This window comes from Enterobacter sp. DN (assembly GCF_046054285.1).
In the GTDB taxonomy this organism is placed as follows: domain Bacteria; phylum Pseudomonadota; class Gammaproteobacteria; order Enterobacterales; family Enterobacteriaceae; genus Enterobacter; species Enterobacter hormaechei_C.
The window spans coordinates 408579-430002 of record NZ_JBJJTG010000001.1; the positions used below are offsets into that span (position 1 = coordinate 408579).

21 protein-coding genes are annotated in these 21424 nt (G+C 54.2%); 3 read left to right on the forward strand and 18 right to left on the reverse strand.

The window, feature by feature from the left end; all coding sequences use genetic code 11:
* The first annotated feature begins 90 nt into the window (after positions 1 to 90).
* Positions 91 to 804, forward strand: a complete 714-nt coding sequence (gene mpaA / locus ACJTMZ_RS01875; RefSeq protein ID WP_015570412.1) for a murein tripeptide amidase MpaA — start codon at positions 91 to 93, stop codon at positions 802 to 804.
* Here mpaA and ycjG read toward each other — a convergent pair.
* Positions 795 to 1760, reverse strand: coding sequence for an L-Ala-D/L-Glu epimerase (gene ycjG, locus ACJTMZ_RS01880; protein WP_015570411.1), 966 nt, complete (start codon positions 1758 to 1760; stop codon positions 795 to 797). The genes mpaA and ycjG overlap by 10 nt on opposite strands.
* A 106-nt stretch (positions 1761 to 1866) precedes the next feature.
* Here ycjG and tpx point away from each other — a divergent pair, with 106 nt between their 5' ends.
* Complete coding sequence (tpx, locus tag ACJTMZ_RS01885) at positions 1867 to 2373, forward strand: thiol peroxidase (protein ID WP_015570410.1); 507 nt, start codon at positions 1867 to 1869, stop codon at positions 2371 to 2373.
* A gap of 34 nt (positions 2374 to 2407) precedes the next feature.
* On the opposite strand, the gene tyrR is transcribed toward tpx, so the two are convergent.
* From tyrR to ACJTMZ_RS01900, 3 genes are all read right to left on the reverse strand, one after another.
* Positions 2408 to 3949, reverse strand: coding sequence for a transcriptional regulator TyrR (gene tyrR, locus ACJTMZ_RS01890; RefSeq protein WP_003856887.1), 1542 nt, complete (start codon positions 3947 to 3949; stop codon positions 2408 to 2410).
* A gap of 111 nt (positions 3950 to 4060) precedes the next feature.
* Positions 4061 to 5113 carry a YcjF family protein gene (locus ACJTMZ_RS01895; RefSeq protein ID WP_017693341.1) on the reverse strand — a complete coding sequence of 351 codons (1053 nt, stop codon included), beginning with the start codon at positions 5111 to 5113 and terminating at the stop codon, positions 4061 to 4063.
* On the reverse strand, positions 5110 to 6507 hold the full coding sequence (locus ACJTMZ_RS01900) for a YcjX family protein (protein ID WP_023296695.1): 1398 nt from the start codon (positions 6505 to 6507) through the stop codon (positions 5110 to 5112). Before ACJTMZ_RS01900 ends, ACJTMZ_RS01895 begins: the two co-directional genes overlap by 4 nt.
* Before the next feature lie 155 nt (positions 6508 to 6662).
* Here ACJTMZ_RS01900 and ACJTMZ_RS01905 point away from each other — a divergent pair, with 155 nt between their 5' ends.
* Positions 6663 to 7673 carry a LacI family DNA-binding transcriptional regulator gene (locus ACJTMZ_RS01905; protein WP_023303820.1) on the forward strand — a complete coding sequence of 337 codons (1011 nt, stop codon included), beginning with the start codon at positions 6663 to 6665 and terminating at the stop codon, positions 7671 to 7673.
* A 33-nt stretch (positions 7674 to 7706) separates the two neighbouring features.
* Here ACJTMZ_RS01905 and ACJTMZ_RS01910 read toward each other — a convergent pair whose 3' ends face one another.
* The 14 genes from ACJTMZ_RS01910 to pspB form a co-directional block, all read right to left on the reverse strand.
* Positions 7707 to 8621: an OmpG family monomeric porin gene (locus ACJTMZ_RS01910; RefSeq protein WP_023303821.1), complete on the reverse strand. Its 915-nt coding sequence runs from the start codon at positions 8619 to 8621 to the stop codon at positions 7707 to 7709.
* Between the two features lie 65 nt (positions 8622 to 8686).
* Complete coding sequence (locus ACJTMZ_RS01915; protein WP_015570407.1) at positions 8687 to 9769, reverse strand: ABC transporter ATP-binding protein; 1083 nt, start codon at positions 9767 to 9769, stop codon at positions 8687 to 8689.
* A gap of 13 nt (positions 9770 to 9782) precedes the next feature.
* Entirely contained in the window at positions 9783 to 10448 is a 666-nt protein-coding gene (gene pgmB, locus ACJTMZ_RS01920) for a beta-phosphoglucomutase (protein WP_015570406.1), read from the reverse strand.
* Positions 10438 to 12717, reverse strand: coding sequence for a glycoside hydrolase family 65 protein (locus ACJTMZ_RS01925; protein ID WP_015570405.1), 2280 nt, complete (start codon positions 12715 to 12717; stop codon positions 10438 to 10440). The genes pgmB and ACJTMZ_RS01925 overlap by 11 nt, the downstream gene beginning before the upstream one ends.
* Positions 12711 to 13769: a Gfo/Idh/MocA family protein gene (locus tag ACJTMZ_RS01930; protein ID WP_094058377.1), complete on the reverse strand. Its 1059-nt coding sequence runs from the start codon at positions 13767 to 13769 to the stop codon at positions 12711 to 12713. Before ACJTMZ_RS01930 ends, ACJTMZ_RS01925 begins: the two co-directional genes overlap by 7 nt.
* An 11-nt stretch (positions 13770 to 13780) precedes the next feature.
* Complete coding sequence (locus ACJTMZ_RS01935; RefSeq protein WP_015570404.1) at positions 13781 to 14569, reverse strand: sugar phosphate isomerase/epimerase; 789 nt, start codon at positions 14567 to 14569, stop codon at positions 13781 to 13783.
* Positions 14570 to 14586: 17 nt separating this feature from the next.
* Complete coding sequence (locus ACJTMZ_RS01940) at positions 14587 to 15639, reverse strand: zinc-binding alcohol dehydrogenase (protein WP_015570403.1); 1053 nt, start codon at positions 15637 to 15639, stop codon at positions 14587 to 14589.
* A 28-nt stretch (positions 15640 to 15667) separates the two neighbouring features.
* A complete protein-coding gene (locus ACJTMZ_RS01945) occupies positions 15668 to 16510 on the reverse strand; it encodes a carbohydrate ABC transporter permease (RefSeq protein ID WP_015570402.1) in 843 nt (280 codons plus the stop codon).
* A complete protein-coding gene (locus tag ACJTMZ_RS01950) occupies positions 16497 to 17378 on the reverse strand; it encodes a carbohydrate ABC transporter permease (RefSeq protein ID WP_003856862.1) in 882 nt (293 codons plus the stop codon). Before ACJTMZ_RS01950 ends, ACJTMZ_RS01945 begins: the two co-directional genes overlap by 14 nt.
* A 21-nt stretch (positions 17379 to 17399) precedes the next feature.
* A complete protein-coding gene (locus ACJTMZ_RS01955) occupies positions 17400 to 18692 on the reverse strand; it encodes an extracellular solute-binding protein (protein ID WP_252010632.1) in 1293 nt (430 codons plus the stop codon).
* A gap of 13 nt (positions 18693 to 18705) precedes the next feature.
* Positions 18706 to 20403: an alpha-amylase family glycosyl hydrolase gene (locus ACJTMZ_RS01960; protein ID WP_252010634.1), complete on the reverse strand. Its 1698-nt coding sequence runs from the start codon at positions 20401 to 20403 to the stop codon at positions 18706 to 18708.
* Between the two features lie 184 nt (positions 20404 to 20587).
* Positions 20588 to 20812 (reverse strand): phage shock protein PspD, encoded by a 225-nt coding sequence (gene pspD, locus ACJTMZ_RS01965; RefSeq protein ID WP_408626811.1) that lies wholly within the window; start codon positions 20810 to 20812, stop codon positions 20588 to 20590.
* Between the two features lie 12 nt (positions 20813 to 20824).
* On the reverse strand, positions 20825 to 21184 hold the full coding sequence (gene pspC, locus ACJTMZ_RS01970) for an envelope stress response membrane protein PspC (RefSeq protein WP_006810819.1): 360 nt from the start codon (positions 21182 to 21184) through the stop codon (positions 20825 to 20827).
* Positions 21184 to 21408 carry an envelope stress response membrane protein PspB gene (gene pspB, locus ACJTMZ_RS01975; protein ID WP_003856853.1) on the reverse strand — a complete coding sequence of 75 codons (225 nt, stop codon included), beginning with the start codon at positions 21406 to 21408 and terminating at the stop codon, positions 21184 to 21186. Before pspB ends, pspC begins: the two co-directional genes overlap by 1 nt.
* Positions 21409 to 21424: the final 16 nt, after the last annotated feature.

A 21424-nucleotide genomic window follows, 5' to 3' on the forward strand; every position in this document is an offset into this window, starting at 1 on the left:
CAGGCAATTTTCCACACACACGGAAACTATTTGATTAAGCGCGGCTTTTGCACAACACTGCCAGAAGTGACTTTATCATCAGGGTTTACTATGGCAACTACCCGACCAAGAACGGAACGCGGCGCCTTCCCGCCCGGGACTGAACATTATGGACGCTCGTTTTTAGGCGCGCCGCTGATCTGGTTTCCGGCACCCGAGGCCGATCGCAATAGCGGCTTAATCATTGCGGGCACGCATGGCGATGAAAACTCGTCTGTCGTGACGCTCTCGTGCGCGCTACGTACGCTGGCCCCCGATTTACGACGTCATCATGTGATTTTGACCGTCAATCCGGACGGTTGTCAGCTTGGATTACGGGCGAATGCACGCGGCGTTGACCTGAACAGGAACTTCCCGGCGGCAAACTGGCGCGCCGGTGAAACGGTGTATCGCTGGAACAGTTCAGCGCAGGAGCGAGATGTGGTCCTGCTCACGGGAGACAAACCCGGTTCCGAACCGGAGACTCAGGCATTGTGCCAGCTTATTCATAAGATCCACCCGGCCTGGGTTGTCTCTTTCCACGATCCCCTCGCCTGTATTGAAGATCCTCGTAATACGGCGCTCGGGAAGTGGCTGGCGGATGCGTTTGCTCTACCTCTGGTGAGCAGCGTTGGCTATGAAACACCCGGGTCGTTTGGCAGCTGGTGCGCGGACCTTAGCCTTCACTGTATCACCGCAGAGTTTCCGCCCATCTCCTCGGATGAAGCGAGCGAAAAATACCTGCGGGCGATGACAGATCTCCTGCGCTGGCAGCCTCAAAGATGAAGTACACCGGAGGTAAAATTCAGGGCGGGTGATACGTCAACCGCCAGCCAGGTTGGGCCGTCAAGATCGGCAAAACGCACGCTGTTCACCAGCGGGAGCGCAGCGCCGATCGCTCTTGACGTGCACAACATGCAGCCCAGCATCAGAGCAAAGCCTTGCGCCTGGGCATCTTGTGCCAGTGCCAGGGCCTCGGTTAATCCACCTGTTTTATCCAGCTTAATGTTCACCATCTCGTAGCGTCCCTTGAGAGCTGACAGGCTCTCACGGGTATGACAGCTTTCATCTGCACAGACGGGAAGCGGATGAATAAAATTCGCCAGGGCGGCATCGTCTTCTGCCGATAGGGGTTGCTCCAGCATGGCGACGCCCAGATCGGCAAGCAGTTGACAACGAGCTGCCAGCCCTTCACTATGCCATGATTCGTTCGCATCGACGATAAGAGTGGCATCAGGCACCGCCGCACGAATGGCGACCATGCGTTCGCTAATCAGACGATCGTCGAGCTTCACCTTTAATAAGGTTGCACCGGTGGCATACAACGCCTGAGCGCTGGCGGCCATTTGCTCTGGTTCACCGATGACCACCGTTTGCGCGGTGACGATCGATTGCGGCAGCGTAACGTCCAGCAGCGCAGGCAGCGGTTTTTGTTGTTTCGCCGCTTCCAGACTCCAGAGTGCGCAGTCAACCGCGTTGCGTGCTGCGCCGGCCGGCAACCGAAGCTGAAGAGCCTCACGCGTCAGGCCCGCCTGCAACTCGGGCACCACCGTCATAATTTGCGCCATGACTGACGCCAGGCTTTCTCCGTAGCGAGGATAAGGGGTACATTCCCCGACGCCTTTTACGCCGTCCTCTTCACATTCAACCACGACCACACAGGCCTCATTACGGCTGCCGCGCGAGATCACAAACGGGGTGTGCAATGGCCAGGCTTCTTCATAGACCTTAACGCTTCTCATCACTGACTCCTTGCAGGCCGGAAAGGCAGAAAATTGGTTTGCCGTGCTAACTGCGGATGACATACACTAGCCACGACGTTAACTATTTGTAAACAGGAAGATATCTATGTCACAACTCGTTCATTTCCAGGGCAACCCGGTTGCTGTTGCAGGTTCCATCCCACAGTCTGGCAGCAAAGCACAGCCTTTTACTCTGGTGGCTAAAGATCTGTCTGACGTCACGCTGAGCCAGTTTGCTGGCAAACGTAAAGTCCTGAACATTTTCCCAAGCATCGATACTGGCGTTTGCGCTGCATCAGTGCGTAAATTCAACCAGCTGGCGACCGAAATGAACAACACCGTGGTGCTGTGCATTTCTGCTGACCTGCCGTTTGCCCAGTCCCGCTTCTGCGGCGCTGAAGGCCTGAGCAACGTCATCACCCTTTCCACTCTGCGCAGCCCGGATTTCCTGGAAAAATACGGTGTTGCCATTTCCGAAGGCGCGCTGAAAGGTCTGGCTGCTCGTGCGGTGCTGGTGATCGACGAAAACGACAACGTTGTTTTCAGTGAGCTGGTTAACGAAATCACTACCGAACCGGATTACACCGCTGCACTTGAGGCGCTTAAAGCCTAAACGTAAAAAAGCCTCTGCAAAGAGGCTTTTTTATTTATTCGTCACCCTTCTTCTGATTTAACCCATACTCGCGCAGCTTATTCGCAATCGCGGTATGTGACACCCCAAGACGTTTAGCCAGCTTGCGCGTGCTCGGATAGCTGCGATAAAGCTGCGTTAACACCGAACGCTCGAAACGGCTGGTGATGTCATCCAGCGAGCCTTCCATTGCCTCTTCGCCTACCGAGACCGTCCCGGCATCGTAATCCGGCAACAGAATATCCTGAGGGCGCAGTTCATACCCTTCAAGCTGAGTTAATGCGCGATAGACCGCATTTTTAAGCTGACGAATATTGCCCGGCCAGCCGTAACGCGTCAGCACGGTGCCCAGGTCGGCAGAGAGCTTCGGACGCGGCACGCCCTGCTCGTCGGCAAAACGGGCCACGAACAGTTCTGTCAACGGCATGATGTCCTGCGGGCAATCACGCAGCGGCGGTATATTGAGCGTCAGAACGTTGAGACGATAGTAGAGATCTTCGCGGAATACCCCTTTCTGCACCAGCTCCACCAGATTTTTCTGGGTGGCGCAGATGACGCGCACGTCCACGTGCACTTCATGATCTTCCCCCACACGGCGGAACGTGCCGTCATTGAGAAAACGCAGCAGTTTCGCCTGCATGCGTGGCGACATTTCGCCAATCTCGTCCAGCAGCACCGAGCCGCCGTTCGCCTGTTCAAAGAAGCCTTTTTTGCCTTCCGGCGCATGCCCGAACAGTTCACTTTCCACCGCATCTTCAGGAATAGACGCGCAGTTCAGCGCCAGATAAGGTTTTGCCGCACGCGGGCTGGCCATGTGCACAGCATGCGCCAGCAGATCTTTCCCCGTACCAGTATCCCCGGTAATCAGCAGCGGCGCCGTAAGATTTGCCAGCTTGCGCGCCTGGTCGATTACATGACGCATCTTCGGGCTCACCGCAATAATCTGGCTGAATGCGCCGACGTCCTGGCTGGAAAGATTCTGTAACTGGCGTCCCATGCGCACCGTGGAGCGCAGCATGATTACCGCGCCGGTGAGCACCCGCGCGGCATTTTCCCCTTTCAGGTAGACCGGCGTGATCTCCATCAGGAAATTCTGTCCGTTGATGACGACGTGCTCGCTATGGGTATTTTGCGGGTTGCTGTCCAGCCAGCGCTGGAAATTAAACCCGGTGATCAGTTGCGTGGCGTGGTGCCCGATAAGTTTTTCCTGAGTCTGCGCAAACAGCTGGCAGCTGGCCTGGTTAACGCGCTCGACTTTATTTTTCAGATCGAGAGAGAGAAACGGCTCCGGCATTGCTTCCAGCAGCGCGCTCAGCGCAAGATGTTCCCGCTCGGACGGCATCCAGGGGATGGTGCGTACATCCGTAACGCCAGCGATACGGCGGATTTCCGCCATCAGGCTACTGAAGGTATTAAATTCAATTTCGGCAAAATTGAGGTAAATTCGCCCGACAGGGTCGATCTCTATGCCACGTAAATCAATGCTACGTAAAACAAGAAGATCGAGTAACTCGCGGGTCAGACCGAGACGGTCCTCACAAAAGACTTCCAGACGCATGGGAAATTCACCGTTTAAGCCAATAACAGTAAAATGATATGTCAGATCACGGTATTCGGGAAGGTGGCTGTCAACAAATATTGACAGCCCGCACGATTAGTAAACAAAACCTCACTGAGCAGGTTTTTTATTGAGCGTCTCTTTAAGCTGGCCAATCAATTCGCGACGGAAATCCCCCAGCCGCGGCTTATCGCCATCGATCCAGGGGAGTGGACGACAAACCTCCATCGCTTTGATGCCCAGGCGTGCCGTCAGCAGACCGGCACCAATCCCCTGCGCCGCCCGGGCAGAGAGACGGGCCGCAAGATCCTGCGACATCCAGTCCATCCCGACCTCCCGTACCAGTTCGCTTGCCCCGGCGAAGGCGATATTCAGCAATACCAGTTTGAACAGGCGCAGCCGGCTGTAATAGCCAAGCTCGATGCCATACAGTCTGGCGATGCGGTTGATCAGGCGCAGGTTGCGCCAGGCGATAAAGGCCATGTCCACCATCGCCAGCGGACTGACGGCGATCATCAGGGTAGATTCCGCCGCCGAGCGGCTGATCTCACGACGAGCCTGCGCATCCAGCACCGGCTGAACAATGTGGGCATAGAGCGTGACCACTTCCTGGTCATTCTGGGTTTCGTGGATCGCCGCATACCAGCGCTGAAGCGCCGGGTGAGAGTGATCAATCCCGGCCTGAGCCGCAAGCTTTTCACAAAAAGCACGCCCTTTTCCTGTGCCGTGACTGTGCAGCAGATCCCGCGCTTCATCGCGTTCGTGGGCACGCTGACGCAAACGCCATAGGCGACGCCACTCGGTGACGACTGAGCCAACGCCCGCACCAACAATCAACGCCCCGGCGGCGCATCCCCCCAGCGCCACCCAGTCCTGCGTTTGCCAGGCATTGACGCCCCACTGCACGCCCTGGCCGATTACGCTCACACCAAAAAGGGCTAACCCGGCGGTCACCATCTTGCGCCACAGGCTGCGTTTCGGGCGCAGTGCCGCATCAACCACCGCTTCCGCCTGCCCCTCTTCAGCCAACGGCTCGTCTGCCAGCACGGGAGCAAAGTTGTCGGCCTGCGGCCCGCTGAAGGTTTGCGCCGTTTTAAACGCCTCATGCGGGGTCTGCTCAAGCTGGCCGGTAAAATCAATGCGTGGTTTTAACGGTTCCGTCATCGCAATTTATCTCCAATTAAAAACTCCAGCGCGGCATCCAGACGGATATGCGGCAATGGCTGGTCAACGTTCATACTCTGCGGACGGAAGGCTTCGAACTGAAAACCCTGGCTTTGCCAGAAAGCCTGGCCCGGCAGACGCGCCGGAACTTCCCCCGGATAGACCGTGAGCGGCGCACCGTCGCTGAGACGGTTGCCCCGCAGGGCCGGAATTTTCTCGCCATTCAGGTCAATCAACCCACTCTGCGTAGCCTGTACGGACGCCAGCCCCAGACAATCCATACTGATCCCTTCGAAGGCCGCATTCTGCCAGGCATCCTGCACCAGCTGTTGCAGCAGGGATACCATGTTGGCGTGCTGATCGACCGTCACATGGTCAGCTTTTGTGGCGGCAAACAGCAGCTTGTCGATGACCGGCGAGAACAAACGGCGAAACAGCGTACGCTGGCCATAATGAAAGCTTTGCATCAGCTGCGTCAGCGCCAGCCGCATATCATTGAACGCCTGCGGCCCGCTGTTGAGCGGTTGCAGGCAGTCCACCAGCACGATCTGGCGGTCAAAGCGTAAAAAGTGATTTTTATAAAAGCCCTTAACCACCTTCTCACAGTAATAATTGTATCGCTCGCGGAGCATACCGGCGTTGGTGGTCTTGTCCGCCTGCGCCAGTTTCGATTCACCGATGCTGTCAACGTCCGGCCACGGGAAAAACTGTAGCGCGGGAGCACCGGCTAAATCACCCGGCAGAACAAAGCGGCCCGGCTGAATAAAATGCAACCCCTCCTGCTTGCACTGATGCAGGTAATCCGTCCAGGCTTCGGCTATGACGGCCAGACGGTTTTCATCCGCCGGTGCCAGCGGATCCAGTCCTTCGCAAAGCTGGCGCCATTTGGTCGACCACTCTGCCCGCTGCCCCTGCAACAGACCGGTCATCTGTCGGGACCAGCTCAGGTAATCCTGCGCCAGCATCGGTAAATCGAGCAGCCATTCTCCTGGGTAATCCACAATTTCGAGATAGAGCGTGGACGTTTCTTTGAAGTGACGCATCAGGGATTCATTCGAGCGGAAACGAAGCGCAAGACGGATTTCGCTCACGCCACGCGTCGGGGTGGGCCAGGCGGGAGGCTCCCCGTATAACTGCGCCAGACCTTCATCATAGGTGAAACGGGGTATGCCAAAATCACGTTGCGGTACGCGTTTCACCCCAAGCAACCGCTCCTCGCGCACTGCGCTAAGCAGTGGCAGGCGCGCCCCTGCATGCAGGTTCAACAGCTGATTGACCATCGCCGTAATGAATGCTGTCTTACCGCTGCGGCTCAGCCCCGTCACGGCAAGACGCAGATGGCGATCAACGCCACGGTTCACCAGAGAATTGAATTCGTTTTTAAGTCGCTTCATCGCCGTCCTTCATTGCCTGGAACCCTGAAAAAAGTCACTTCAGAATACAGTAAATTGGGGCAGATCGTTGATTATCAATTCTTAATTATTGCTATTGCCGTTTTCTCTCCAGTAAGATGGGCGCAATTGCTGTCCGTCTGGAGTGAGTAAGGTGTATGTCACCCACCATCTATGATATTGCCCGCGTTGCTGGCGTTTCGAAATCAACCGTGTCGCGCGTTCTGAATAAACAAACGAATATTTCTCCTGAAGCGCGCGAAAAGGTGTTGAAGGCGATAGAAGAATTAAATTATCAACCGAATAAACTTGCCCGCGCACTCACCTCTTCTGGCTTCGACGCCATTATGGTTATTTCGACCCGTTCAACCAAAACCACCGCAGGCAATCCGTTTTTCTCTGATGTACTACATGCCATTACGGCAAAAGCAGAAGAAGAGGGTTTTGATGTTATTTTACAAACGTCCAAAAGCAGCGAAGATGATCTGCAAAAATGCGTGGGTAAAATAAAGCAGAAGATGATCAAGGGGATCATCATGCTAAGCTCGCCGGCGAACGAGTCTTTTTTCGCGACGCTGGACGAATATGGCGTGCCCGTGGTTGTTATTGGTAAAGTGGAAGGTAATTACCAGAATATCTATTCTGTCGACACGGATAATTTCCGTGACAGCGCCATATTAACCGACTCATTTATCAATCATGGTCGCACTAAAATTGCCTGCCTGCATGCCCCGCTCGATTATCACGTTTCTATCGATCGCCTGGCGGGCTATAAATCGAGCCTTGAGAAGCAGGGTATTGCAATTAACCCGGACTGGGTTATTGATGGCGGATACACCCATGAAAGCGCGCTTCAGGCGGCCTGTCAGCTACTCTCTTCAGACAACCCGCCCGATGCGGTTTTTGCGACAGACAGTATGAAATTGCTGAGTCTTTATCGTGCCGCGGATGCGCTAAACCTGACGATCCCGGAACAGGTCGCAATGGCAGGATACAGCGACCCAATGCTATCTCTCATTTTAACCCCTGCGCCTGGCGGCTTTGATATCCCCACCAGAAAGCTGGGCGAAGAGAGCTGCGATGTGTTGTTCAGGTGCATAGCGGGTAAACCTGCCCCGCATAAGATATTGGTTGAAACGCATTTTTCAGATGCGGCTTCATTACGCTAAAAACCAGGGGCAAACGCCCCTGGTGAAGTGTTATCAAAACGCGTAATTCACGCCGATACCGGCATAGTGGAAGCGGTCACTTTCCCCTTCGTCATGGTTTTCCCATTCGTAGGCATATTCCAGCGTCATGGATAAACCATTGTTAAAATCATAGGCGTACAGCATACCCAAACGGTTGAAATCATGTCCTTCACGCTCAGGATCGTCTTGCCAGTCCCAGTTTGACCAGCGATCGAGTCCCAGACGGGTATAAGGCGTTAGCGTCGTCTGACCCAATGAAATCGGCAGATAGGCGCGAATTTCCTGAGTGGAGAATTCACCGTTATTTCGTGAGCCGTCCATATTAAAACCGCGCTCTAAATAGTAATTAACTTTTGCCGAGACCGTTTCGTTAATTGTCCAGGTAAAACCGGTTTCGGTCTCGACGCGGCTGTCAGAATAGCCGGTTTTTTCCAGATCGTTGGCAAACTGATACATGGCAAACCAGCCGCCAAAACGCCAGTCGTCGGTTAGTTTAATATCCCAGTCAGGCTGAACTTTATAGCGCTGCATATTAGCACTACCGTCTTTAGCACCATGCTCATCCTTAAAGTGATAGCCATAATTACGGAAGCCACCGGTCAGGCCGAACGTAAAATCATCGGTGCCGATAAAACGATAGCGTAATTCTACTTCAGGACGATCGAAATAGGTGCCGCGCGTCATGCTACTGTAATCGACCGGCCCTTCCTGATACATAGCCAGCGAAATGGTCCAGGCATCCCATGTGGCATTAAACCACACGGAGGGTTCATATAATCCATCTTTATCGTCAGCCTGACCTTCGACGTTTTCAATTTCATACATGGCGCCAATATTAAATTCCCACTGTTTGGCTGATTCTGTTGCTTGCGCGCAGCTCACCCCTGCGCACAGAACGAGCGCAGCACTTCTTAGTAGAGTACTCATTAAAATATTCCTTTATAATTAACACACAAAAAACCGGAAACTTTCATTTCCGGCGAACACCTTTCTTATCTAATAGCTGTTTCAGTATCAGCATCGAAGAAATGGCACTTATTCATATCGAACTGGATGCCGATATTCTCTCCGGCAACGTAATCATCCGCCGCTCCCGCACGGACAACCAGTTCATGCCCACCCACGGTGGCATAAAGCATAAATTCAGCCCCGGTCAGCTCAGCAACGCTGATCTTCGCCGTGATGTTTTCACCGCTTCGCTGTGCGGTGAGAATGTCTTCCGGACGGATCCCAAAGACAACCGCTTTACGCTGGTAACCTTGCGCATTCAGTACGGCCAGCTTGTCCTCCGGGATCTCCAGGCGCAGCGTTTCCGTCACAAAGTAGCGGTCGTCGATCGCGCCACGAATGAAGTTCATCGCAGGCGAACCAATAAACCCTGCAACGAACATATTCGCCGGCTCGTTGTAGACCTGCTTCGGCGCGCCCACCTGCTGAATGATGCCGTCCTTTAAAATCACGATGCGGGTCGCCATCGTCATGGCTTCCGTCTGATCGTGCGTCACGTAAATCATGGTGGTATTAAGCTTCTGGTGCAGCTTGCTGATTTCAGCGCGCATCTGCACACGAAGTTTGGCATCGAGGTTGGATAAAGGCTCATCCATCAGGAAGACCCCCGCTTCGCGCACTATCGCCCTGCCTAACGCCACGCGCTGGCGCTGACCGCCGGACAACGCGCCAGGTTTACGCTGGAGATAGTCGCGCAAGCCCAGGATCTGTGCCGCCCAGGTAACGCGTTCTTCAATGACGGAGGGCGCAATTTTTTGCATTTTCAGGCCAAACGCCATGTTGTCGTAGACAGTCATATGCGGATAGAGCGCATAGTTCTGGAAGACCATCGCGATATCACGGGACTTGGCGGGAACATCATTCATGCAAACCCCGTCAATAATCAGTTCACCCGCGCTGATCTCCTCAAGGCCGGCAATCATTCGCAGCGTCGTGGATTTCCCACAGCCCGATGGACCGACGAAGACAATAAATTCTTTGTCTTCGATTTCGAGGTTGAAATCCTTAACCACGTGGACCTGGTTATCATAGATTTTCTGAATGTGTTTCAGAGACAGTTGAGCCATTATTAATTCCTTATCAATACGCCCGGGATGCCCAGAACGCCGTCAGGCGTTCCCAGGTCAGTTCCTGCGTTGAATGAAGTTGTAATCCCGCATGGTTCAGGCCAGGCCCAATCCCGACCGACAGCATTCCTGCGGCGTTGATCGCATCTACCCCTGCGGCGGCATCTTCGATACCAATGGCCTCTTCAGGACGTACGTTCAGTCCCTTACAGGCCGCAAGGAAGATTTCCGGGTCCGGCTTTGAGTGGCTAATACGCGAAGCATCGGCGCAAAAATCGAAAGCCTGATGAATGCCCAACGCGTGCAAAATCCCAGGGGCATTAAGCGATACGGATGCCAGGCCAATTTTGACCTTCGCGGCGCGAATATCCGCCAGCACGTCGCGAATACCCGGCAGCAGCGAATCCTGCGTCAGTGATGCCAGCGACTGGACGTAAAGCGCGTTTTTTTTCGTCGCCAGCGCCAGGCGCTGCTCGTCACTGAACATCCCCTCTTTCCCGCCATGTATCAGAATGCGCTGTAGGGAGTCCATACGGCTTATTCCCTTCAGCTGTTCGTTAAATACTTCGTCGAAGGTGATACCAATCTCCTCCGCCACGGCGCGCCAGGCCAGAAAGTGAAGATGCGCGGTATCGGTGATCACCCCGTCCAGATCGAATACAACAGCGTTAAGCGTCATGGCCCCCCTCCGTGGTAGCGGTCCCATTAACAGATGCAAGAAAGTCCTTACGCGCACAGACCTTTCGCCCTGATACGTGCAGCGTTTTACCCCACAGCGTCAACGTGACAGGTGCGGTAGTTTCAATGGTTAACTGGTCATCTTCACAGGTAACGTGCATTGTTGCGTTCCGCCACCGCAGCGGGAAGGCGAGTTTCTGCCAGTGAGCAGGCAGCTTCGGCGCAAGATGCAGCTCCCCTTCGCTAATGTGCAGGCCAGCAAAACCCTGAATGGCGCCCAACCAGATCGCACCGGTGGCGGCGGCATGAATACCGTCATCACTGCTGTGCGGGTCGTCCCCCAGGTCGATGGCAATCCCATCACGCCAGAAGGCATACGCCCCGTCGGTGTCACCGCAGCGTGCGAGCACAATGCCGTGAATGGCTTTACTCAGGGATGAATCATGGATCGTGCGTGGCTCGTAGAACGCCAGATTGGCGGCACATTGCTGCGGCGTAAACCGTTCCGGCAGCAGGTAGTTAAGCATCACCACGTCGGCCTGCTTCAGGATCTGCATCTCGTTCACTTCCGCGCGAGAGTAATCAAGCAGAATGGTTTGCTTACCCGCTTTGGCTTTATAGCGGCTCAGATCGATGGCAGGTTTCGCCATGAAGGTATCGTCCTGCGGGATCACACCGTCTGCATCGGCCTCTGGCAGCCACAGGCGCGCCAGGAACTTCCCGGCATTCTCCGTAAAACGCGCATCTTCACGCCCAAACATCGCCATAAACTGACGCGCGCAGGCAACGTTGTGCCAGGCCAGATAGTTGGTGTAGGCATTGTTGTTGACATGCTCGGTGTATTCATCCGGTCCGATCACGTCATGGATCTCAAGACGACCATTAATTTCCGTCGCGCGTCCCATCCAGAACGAAGCGGTTTCCATCAGCAGCGTCAGGCCCTCATTGCGCATAAAGACATCGTCGTGTGTTGCCTGCCAGTAAGCGACTACGGCCCAGGCAATATCTGCCACGATGTGATGTTCAGCGAGTGCGGAAGCAACCTTCTGGCGAACCCCGGTGCGGATGTTAATGGCCGCGAATTCTGGCGTCTCTTCCTGTCCGCTGGCGGCGCTTTCCCACGGGAACAACGCGCCCGGCCAACCGTTACGCCGTGCTTTTTCGCGCGCACCCGAAAGATTCAACCAGCGATAGCGCAGCAGGCTGCGGGCAATCTGTGGATGGGTAAACAGATGGAACGGCAGCAGGAAAATTTCGGTATCCCAGAAGACGTGTCCCTTATACCCCTCACCCGTCAGCCCTTTCGCCGCAATACTGCTTCGCTCATCATGAGCAGGCGTCATTGTCGTCAGATGCCAGACGGCGTAATCCAGCGCCAGCTGATCCTGCTGTTCTGCACACGTCACTTCCACCCGAGCGTCACGCCATACCGCTTTCCAGGCGTACGCTGAGCTTTCAAGCAACGCATCGTAGCCTCTTGCGGCGCAGACTTTGAGATCGGCCAGCGCGTTGCGGGCGAAAGACTCCTGCGAGAGCGATTTATCGCAGCGATGCGTCAGCCAGACGATTTTTTCAAGCGTGACAGTGTCACCTTGCGAGATAGTCAGAGAATGATGAACGCTAAGGCGCCGATTTTTGGCGGTGAAACAGCTGTCGCTCTTAGCGGAGAGCTGACAAAACGCCGAAACAACAACTTCAGACGCCCGGTCCTGCGTTTCATACACACCCTGCATGTAGTGCTGGTCAAAGACCCTGACCGAGATTTCATCCAGGTGCTGCCTGCCGCTGTTCGTTTGTGTCGCATCTATGCCGGTTTTCAGCACGGCCTGAGCGGCGCCGTCAAGCGGTGTGATCGAGAGCTGCATTGCCACTAAGGGCAACTGGTCCAGCGAAACAAAACGACGGCTTTCCAGGCGATAGCGTTTTCCGTCCGGCGAACGCCAGACAACGTTACGATGCAGTTCGCCGTTAGCAAAGGCCAGCTCGCGTTGCCACTCAAGAATTTCGCCTGAAAGGAGCGTGAAATTGACGCCGTCCAGCTCAACTTCAATCCCGGTGACATCCGGCAGATTGATCAGCTCAGTGGTTTCGTTGCGTCCCGCGCGATGATACAGCCCCGCAAGGTACATGCCTCTGGTCTGCTGGGTGTAATCTTCTTCATGCGTGGCGCGCATGCCCATGTAGCCATTGCCGCAGGCCATAATGGACGCGTACTTATTCAGGCTATGCGGGCAAAAGCCCGGATCGGTTAGTACAGACTGGTTCAGCATAACGTCACGCTTTCCCCTGTTTCCGCGGCTTCATATAACGCCGCGACTAATTGCTGGATCACCAGCCCCTGCTCCGCATCGGCAATCATGACCGGCTCGCCCATTACGTGGCGAACAAACGCGTCCATACTGCGCAGATGTCTCCGATCGTCAGCTTCTTCACGCTGGGTCAGCGTCTGCAAAACACCGGCTTCGTCGTTATAAATGTGTGCCGGGAACAGCGTTGCACCCGCCTTCTCACCGCAGAAAGAGACGTTCATGATCGACTGCTCGCGGATATTAAGCGCAAAAGAGGTGTCCAGACGCAGAATGCCACCGTTGCAGAACTCAATCGTGCCAAACAGGGCATCTTCCACGGTAAACTGCGCAGGATCCCATTCGCCAAACTGGCCGGTGTGTTTCCGGTTCCCCAGTCTCTGGAAGCTGTGCGCGGTTACCCGCTTCACGGCCGGGAAGCCCAGCACATACATCGCGGCATCCAGCATATGAATGCCGATATCGATCAGCGGCCCGCCGCCCTGAAGCGATTTATTGGTGAACACGCCCCACCCCGGCACACCGCAACGACGCAGCGCCTGCGCGGAGGTGAAGTAAATTTCACCGAGCGTTCCGTTCATAACCGCATCGCGCAGGAGCTGGGTATCCAGGGCAAAGCGATGGTGAAAATCGTACGCGAGGACTTTTCCAGCCTTGCGCGCCGCCAAACGCATCTCATCTGCCTGGTGCGGCGTCATCGCCGGCGGCTTTTCACACATCACATGACAGCCTGCTTCGAGAGCCGCCATCACATGTTCAAAATGGAACCGGTTAGGCGAACAGACGCTCACCACATCCGGTTTTACTTCCTGCAACATCTCGTGAGCGTCCTGCCATGCCGATGGAATAGCATAACGTTCCGCGAACGCCTGTGCCTGCTCAAGGCGGCTGTCCATGACAGCCACCATTTGAACATCACTGCGCGTGGCGTAATACGAGGCATGCACTTTGTCTGCAACCTGCCCGGCGCCAATGATGGCGACGCGCAGAGGCAAAGGTGTAGAAGCACTCATCACGCTCGTCATCCTTAGCATTCACGCAAGTAAGTGAGAGAGTCCTTATAGGCCTGAGCCGGATCGTCGGCACGCACCCGGCACTCGTACACGACATAACCCTGATAGTTATCGGCACGCAGCTGATCGAACAGGCTGGCGAAATCGAGGCTGCCGCTGCCCGGCTGATAGCGGTGGTTATCAGCAATGTGCACATGACCCAGCAGGTCGCGGTTGTGATGCAGCGCTTCCGTCAGGGAGTCTTCTTCAATATTCATGTGGTAGAAATCACCGATGATCTGCACGTGCTTCAGGCCGTTCTCTTCGATATAATGACGCGCGTCGGCCAGCGTGTTGATCATATGATCCTGATAGCGGTTCAGCGGCTCCAGGTAGACGGTAGTACCGGTGCGCGCTGCAACCGCATCCAGCCAGCGCAGGGAAGCGCTGACCGCTTTGCGATCGCCGTCCAGGCTACGAGGCGAAGTCATTGGCGGCAGACGGAAGGTAAACATCCCCCAGGCAGCCGGAACGATAATCCCCTTGCCGCCCACTTCTGCCAGCGCTTCCAGAATGCGTTCAATCTGCTGTAGACCGTTCAGGCGGCGTTCTTCGATAAAATCCCCGATCCAGCCATCGTATCCGCCACAGGCCGTCGTGACCGGCAGGCCGGTGGCTTTGATAGCCGCTTTTACTTCGTCGAGGTTTTCCACCAGCAGCCGGCCATCAATTTCGTAGCCATCAAATCCCATCGCTTTGATGTATTCGAATTTTTCCATGATAGCGGTCGGGAAAAAGGCCTGGTTTTGTGTTGCGATTTTCATGATTTGCTGTCCTTAGCTTAAAAAGTGACGCCCATTTTGATACTGAGTTCCGGGTGCTGATCGACATACTTCATATAGCTTTCCGGGCTGGTGGTGAAGGTGACGACCGGGTCGATCAGATCTTCGCAATTGAGATAACCGTTCATCAGCAATTCCCAGCAGGTCTCTTCAATACGCTTGCGGCTCCAGCGCGGATAATCCGGGTTGGGTTCACTGCATGCGCGGGAGAAGACAATTTTGGCGTTGTTGAAGTGTGCCTCGCGACCAAGGTTGAAGCCCGCCGCAAACGGCTTGGCGAAGGCCACGTAGGAGATTGTTCCTCCGTAGGCGAGACCGCGCAGCGCAGATTGCAGCGCATCTGCAAATCCGCTGGTTTCGATGATCACATCCGCGCCCTGCTTGCCGGTCAGTTTCTTAATTTCCAGACCGACATCGGTACCGATTGGGTTCAGGCAGTGGTCTGCACCGTGACGGCGGGCGATCTCACAGCGATGTTCGATAGGATCGACACCAATAACCACTGACGCGCCGGCTTTTTTCGCCAGCTGAATTGCAATCTGGCCAATCGCGCCCAGCCCCACAACTACGACGAAATCCCCTACGCGGACGTTAGCATCACGCACGCCGCTCATGGCGAACTGCGCCGGATCGTAACAAACGGCATTTTTCCAGGATGCACCCTGCGGCATTTTGCGCAGCTTATAGTTGTTCACCGCGTTAACAATGACCGTTTCCTGCAACGGGCCGTAGCAGCAGACGCTGTCGCCGATCTGGTATTCGGTCACGTCCGCACCACATTCGATGATGTCGCCGACGATCATGTTCCCCAGCTGGAATTTACCAAATTCGATGCCGCGCGCTGCTCCTTCTTCACGCGGGGTAAACATCTGCCACTCCGCGTTGAACTCTTCATCGATGAACGGGCTTGCCGCGCGGAAATCCACGACTTCAGTGCCGTGTTTCGGGGCGCCATAACGGGCACGAATCTTCACCTCATGTGCTGCAACAGGACGATCTTCGTATTCCACCAGCGCCGCTACACGAGGCGCTGTCGCAACTAATTTTTTCATGACTGACTCCTTGTTAAAATCGGCCGCCTCAGCCCTTCACGCCGCCGGCGGTCAAACCACTTTTAATGAAACGTTCAGACAGGGCATACATAATGACGACCGGAAGTGCCGTGACCAGCGATGCCGCCATCATGCGACCCCAGATGTAATCTGGCGTACTGAAGAGCGTGTTCAGCCCGACCGGCAACGTGAAGTTGCTGGCGCTGGACAGGAAAATGGAGGCGAACAGATAGTCATTCCACGCCACCATGAAGCAGTAGACAAAGACCGACACCAGACCCGAGATCGCCAGCGGCACGGTGATGCGGAAAATGATTTGCAGGCGGTTCAGGCCGTCCATCATCGCGGCTTCTTCGATTTCGTCCGGGATGGTGTCGAAATAGCTGCGCAGCATAAAGACCGCGGTAGGCAATGTCTGCGTCACCATGGTGATGATCAGCGCCAGTTCGGTGTCATAAATGCCGAGCGCGGTGATGATTTTGAACAGCGGCACCACCAGCAGGATCCCGGAGAACATATAGACGGTGTAGAAGCTCGCATTGATCGTCGTGCGCCCTTTAAAGCGCAGTTTGGATAACGCATACGCGCCCAGCGTGCCGAGAAACACCGCAATGACCGAGGAGGTCAGCGACACCACCATGCTGTTACGAAAGTAATCCACAAACGGGAAAATCAGCGGGTTAAAGATGTCGATGTAGTGCTGTAGCGTCCACTCCTGCGGCAGAATGGTCGGGTGCAGCGAGATCGCCTCTTTCGCGCTTTTGAACGACGTCATCAACATCACAAAAAATGGAAACAGCGTGATAATCAGAAATAGCGCCAGTCCCAGATAAAAACCGATACGGCCCAGAACGCGTTTATTTGTTGCCATTGAGGTTTACCCTTTTTCTGGTCAGCAGAATGACAGCGAAGATGATCACAAACAGCACAACGGAAATGGCGGCTGCTTTACCCAGGTCATTGAACGCAAAGGCGGTTTTGTAGAGATATACGCCCAGAATGTCGACCTTGGTGGTGAGCAGATAAACATCCGCAAACATGTAGAACATCCAGATGGTTCGCAGCGTGACCACCGTGGCCAGCACCGGCATGATGGCGGGCAACGTCACGATACGAAAACGCTGCCAGGCATTTGCTCCGTCCATCTCTGCCGCTTCGTACAATGATTTATCAATGGTCTGCAAAATCGCGAGGAACGAGATAAAGGCGTACGGGAAGTAACGCCAGATGGCGAACAGGACAACCAGCACAAAACTGCTGCCAGGATTATCGAACCATAGCGGCGCCTGATCGTAGAGATGCAGCAGATCAACGCCCAGATAGTTCACAATCCCGTAGCCGTTGTTGAACATGTATTTCCAGGCAAATACCAGTGAAATAGACGGCGTCACGTAGGACAAAATCACCAGTGAACGTGCCGTTTTCCGCATGCGGAATTCACGGTTAAAGAAGATCGCTACGGCCAGTCCCAGCCCGGTGCTGCCGAGCACGACCAGCGCCGTATACCAGAACGTCATCCACAGGGAGTGCCAGAACGCAGCATCGCCCAGAATGCGAATGTAGTTATCCAGGCCGACGAACACCGCATCAATACGCGGGTTCAGCGGTAAACGTAAAAAACTGATTTCAATGTTGGAAATCATTGGCCAGGCCACCAGGCCCCCCAGCAAAATCAGGCTGGGGGCCAACAGCAGCATGGCGAAAGGCATATCTGAACGACCAGAAAACAACGTCTTCATAATTCCCTTCGCAAAGCGCTCCTATCGTTGTGATATCAGGTCAGTCAGTTTCTTCTGGCTGTTGCTTAACGTCGCACTGAGATCTTTTTGTCCCACCGTCACGTTATGCACCATGGAACTGATAATGCCGGAGCCGGTAACGTCTCCCATGCGGGTAAAGTTTTTATCGCCCACGGCGCCAAATACCTGGACGTTCGGGAACTGCGCAATCAGCTCGTAAGGCAGTTGGCCAAAGGCTTTGATTACGTCGTTGTTTTTCCAGCTTTCAGTGCCCACCACGAGTTTGTTCACCGGCAGCGCCGCGCCAGGGGACATCATCACCCAGTCAGACGCGTTTTGAGCCTGCTCCATCCAGGTCACAAATTTTTCTGCCGCCTGCGTTTCCTCTTCGGTCTGGCCGGTCGTGATCGTCAACGAGGTGATCATGCCGTACACGGCTGATGATTTTTCCGTCGGGACCACGAACCCCAGGTTGGCCGGATTGCCATCTTTGTAGACCGCGGGCAGGATATAGGTGGAGTAAACGGCCATAGGCGCAGAGCCGTTCATGAAGGCGTCTTTGATCTCCATGACATCATTGGAGCCCGGCATGGTGTTCGCGGCCAGTGCCCGATAAAACGCCAACGCTTTCGACATTTCAGGGGTATCGATTTTCACGTTGCCGTTTGCATCAAAGACGTTGGCTCCGCCTGACAACGCAAACTGCGAGAAGGCCTGCTCCGTCATGACGCTTTCTGCGGTTGGAAGCGCGATACCGTAATGTTTTTTCGCCGGATCGTTGAGCGCCTGACTGGCTTTCAGCAGTCGCTCCCAGTTGTGCGGTTCTTCGATTCCCGCTGCCGCGAGCGCATCTTTGTGATACCAGACGCCGGACAGCCACGCGCTAACCGGCACCCCCGTCCATGCCTTGCCGTCTTCAGTGCGAACAACGCGTAAAATGCCGTCGTAAAAGGTACCTTCACCGACGGCGTTAATCGCGTTGCCGATCGCGTCACGGTCCAGCAGTTGCTCTTTATCCATGACTTTGGCGTAGTCATGGCTGACTTCAATCACTTCCGGTAGCGCGCCAGTACGGGCCAACGTAATGACCTTGGTGTTATAGGCATCTTCCTCAACGGGGACCTGTTTCACCGTAATAGTCGGGTTCTCTTTCTCGAATTTTTCGATCAGTTTCGTAATAACCGCCTGACGCTCCTGTTCTACCGACGAGTGCATAAACTCAATGGTGACCTGAGATGCTTTATCGTCCTTACAGCCTGATAACAGGGCGCACGAAACCAGTGCTGATAACAGCACAATTTTGGGCATTTTCATTTTAGGGTCCTTTTTAGTTTTCTTTAATCCACATTACCTGCCATGGATTGAGGGTCAGTTCCGTACCGCTAATATCTTGTCCTGAGAGTAATTCCGTACCAAAGAGCGTTTGTCCATAAACGGTCTGCATTTTATTGCTAAAATTAAATAATGCTGTAATTTGCTCGCCATTTTTAGCAACACGAAAAATTTTAAGAATATGTTCACCGATTGCGTCAAAAATAGCCTGACTATCCGGATGGAACGCACTCTCGCCGCGACGAATAGCAATAAGCTCACTCAAACGAGAATAAATTTGATAACGAATACTCTTCTTATTATTGAGCTCCAGATCAACCTGACCTGCGGTGTATTTCTTCCTGTTTATCGCGCGATTATATCCGAGACGTTCGACACCTTCATAATCGTTACGCGAACCAAGAATGCTTTGAATATATACAGCCGGTACGCCAGGAAAACTTAACAACACAGCATGCGCCAGGATGAACCGCGCAATGCGCTCATCATCTGAGCTGTCTCGCAAACTCAACGCATCAAGATAGGTGACATTAATTTCATAGGGGCTTCGCGTTCCGTCAGGATTATTTTTCCAGTTGACCAGCGCGCCTTCCTGCTGAAGCTTATCGACCAGCGAGAGGATCTCTGATTCCGGAAGGATGCCGCGTAACGGGTTCAAACCGATACCATCATGCGAGGCCAGGAAATTAAACCAGGTGGTATGAGTTGAAGGCAGCGTCAGTGACCCCGCCCACTGGCACAGGGCTTTAACATCCTGACGATGAACGGCGTGCAGCACCAGCGGCGGTAAGGAAAACTGATAGACCATCTGGGCTTCATTTTCACCATCACCGAAGTAAGAGATATTGTCTTTGTGGGGAACATTTGTCTCAGTGATGATCACCGTTCCAGGCGCCACGGCGTCCGTAATGGCGCGGAAAAGCTGGATAAGGCAATGGGTTTGTTCCAGATGGATACAGGTGGTTCCCGGGATCTTCCACATAAACCCGACCGCATCCAGACGGATATAACGCGCCCCTTCCATGAGGTAATGGAGCAGAACGTCAACCATGGCAATCAGCACCTGCGGCGAGGCGAAATTGAGATCGATCTGGTCATCGCTGAATGTGGTCCACAGATGACGAACGCTGCCATCATTAAGCGTGAACGGCGTCAGCAGCGGTAATGCGCGGGGACGCGTCACCGCCGATAAATCGGTTTCGGGATCGACAGAAATAAAGAAATCTTCGTAGCCCGGCTTCTGCGCCAGATAATTAGCAAACCATTCGCTTTTCGCTGACATATGGTTGCAAACAAAGTCAAACATTAAGCTGGCAGACTGTTTTAATTCCGCGACATCTCGCCAGGTTCCGGTTTCAGGTGCAACTTCGTGATAATCAATAACGGAAAATCCATCATCCGACGACCACGGATAAAACGGTAACAGATGGACATGAGAAAACGTGCGAGAAAGCCATTCATTATAGAACCGGGTAAATACCGGCAACGCTTTTTCCCCTTTCGCGGAAAACTGATCGGCATAGGTAATCAGCACAACGTCTTTTTCATCCCAGCCTGACTTACGCTTTTCCGTAATATTAACCGCCACCTTTTCAAGCTTAGTTAATAACACGTTAAGGTGTGCATCTGAAAATGATTCACCGTAAATATGATTGATAAGTTTTTTAATTTTTGCGTTCACATTATTTTCCATGGTAGCGGTCCCACGGAGTGGCAATCTACTCCCATGAAAAATATCTGTCAACGGACCCGGGGGCAGAAAGCAGCAATCTCAGCGCAGCGCAACGCATTATTGTGAGCTGCCGCAAAGAAAGCAGAAAAGCAGAAGGGAAAGTCATGCCCCTTCTCTGGGCGAGAAAGGGCTTATGCGGGAGGAACTAGCGTGACAGGTAGCGCCGGGAAACGCGTTTTGCCAGCTTCTGTAACAGCGGCTCCAGAGCGACCGCCAGCATCATTCTGACCGGCTTGCGGGCAACAGACTTGATCGCCCAACCCGCCACACCGGCCGGGCCATAACGTAACGCCGCCATCAGAACCAGTTTACCTGCGATTTTCAGGCCGGGTTTTACCTTCTGACCGGCCTGTTGCCAGTTTTGTTTCATGTAAGTTCTCTCTTAAAGCTGACGAAAACGACTTCTCAGCGTAAAGGTATCGGAGGTGACATAACGTTCCATCTCGCGCAATCGCTTCTCCCCTGCGCTCAGCTGTTCATCCACCGCGTTCAGGAGATCGCTGCTGGTTGGCGTGTTCTCCGCATCCAGCTCACCTTCCGGCATAGGATCGAGTACAAACGACAGAATGATGTATGCCACCAGTGTAATAAAGGCCAGGCCGAAGAAAATCGACAATACGGTGACCACACGCACCAGTTTTACCGGAACATCCAGATAGTGCGCCAGCCCGGCGCAAACGCCCCGAACCATGCCCTGCTGTGGGATCCGCCACAGTTTTTTATTCAGATTCAGTCCAGCCATTACCGTTCCCTCCAGTTCGGGTGTTCCGCGTCCAGGATCGCTTCCAGCGCCTGAATACGTTCGCGCATTTTATTTGCCTCGGCAGAGAGCTGCGCCAGCCGCTGTTGTTCACTCTGCGACAGCTCACCGCGTGAAGAGCGGTTGCTGTAGTGCAGCCATAACCAGATGGGCAGAACAAACAGCACGAAAATGGTCAGGGGTATAGCCAGAAAAAGCGCGCTCATGTGTACTCCTTGTCTT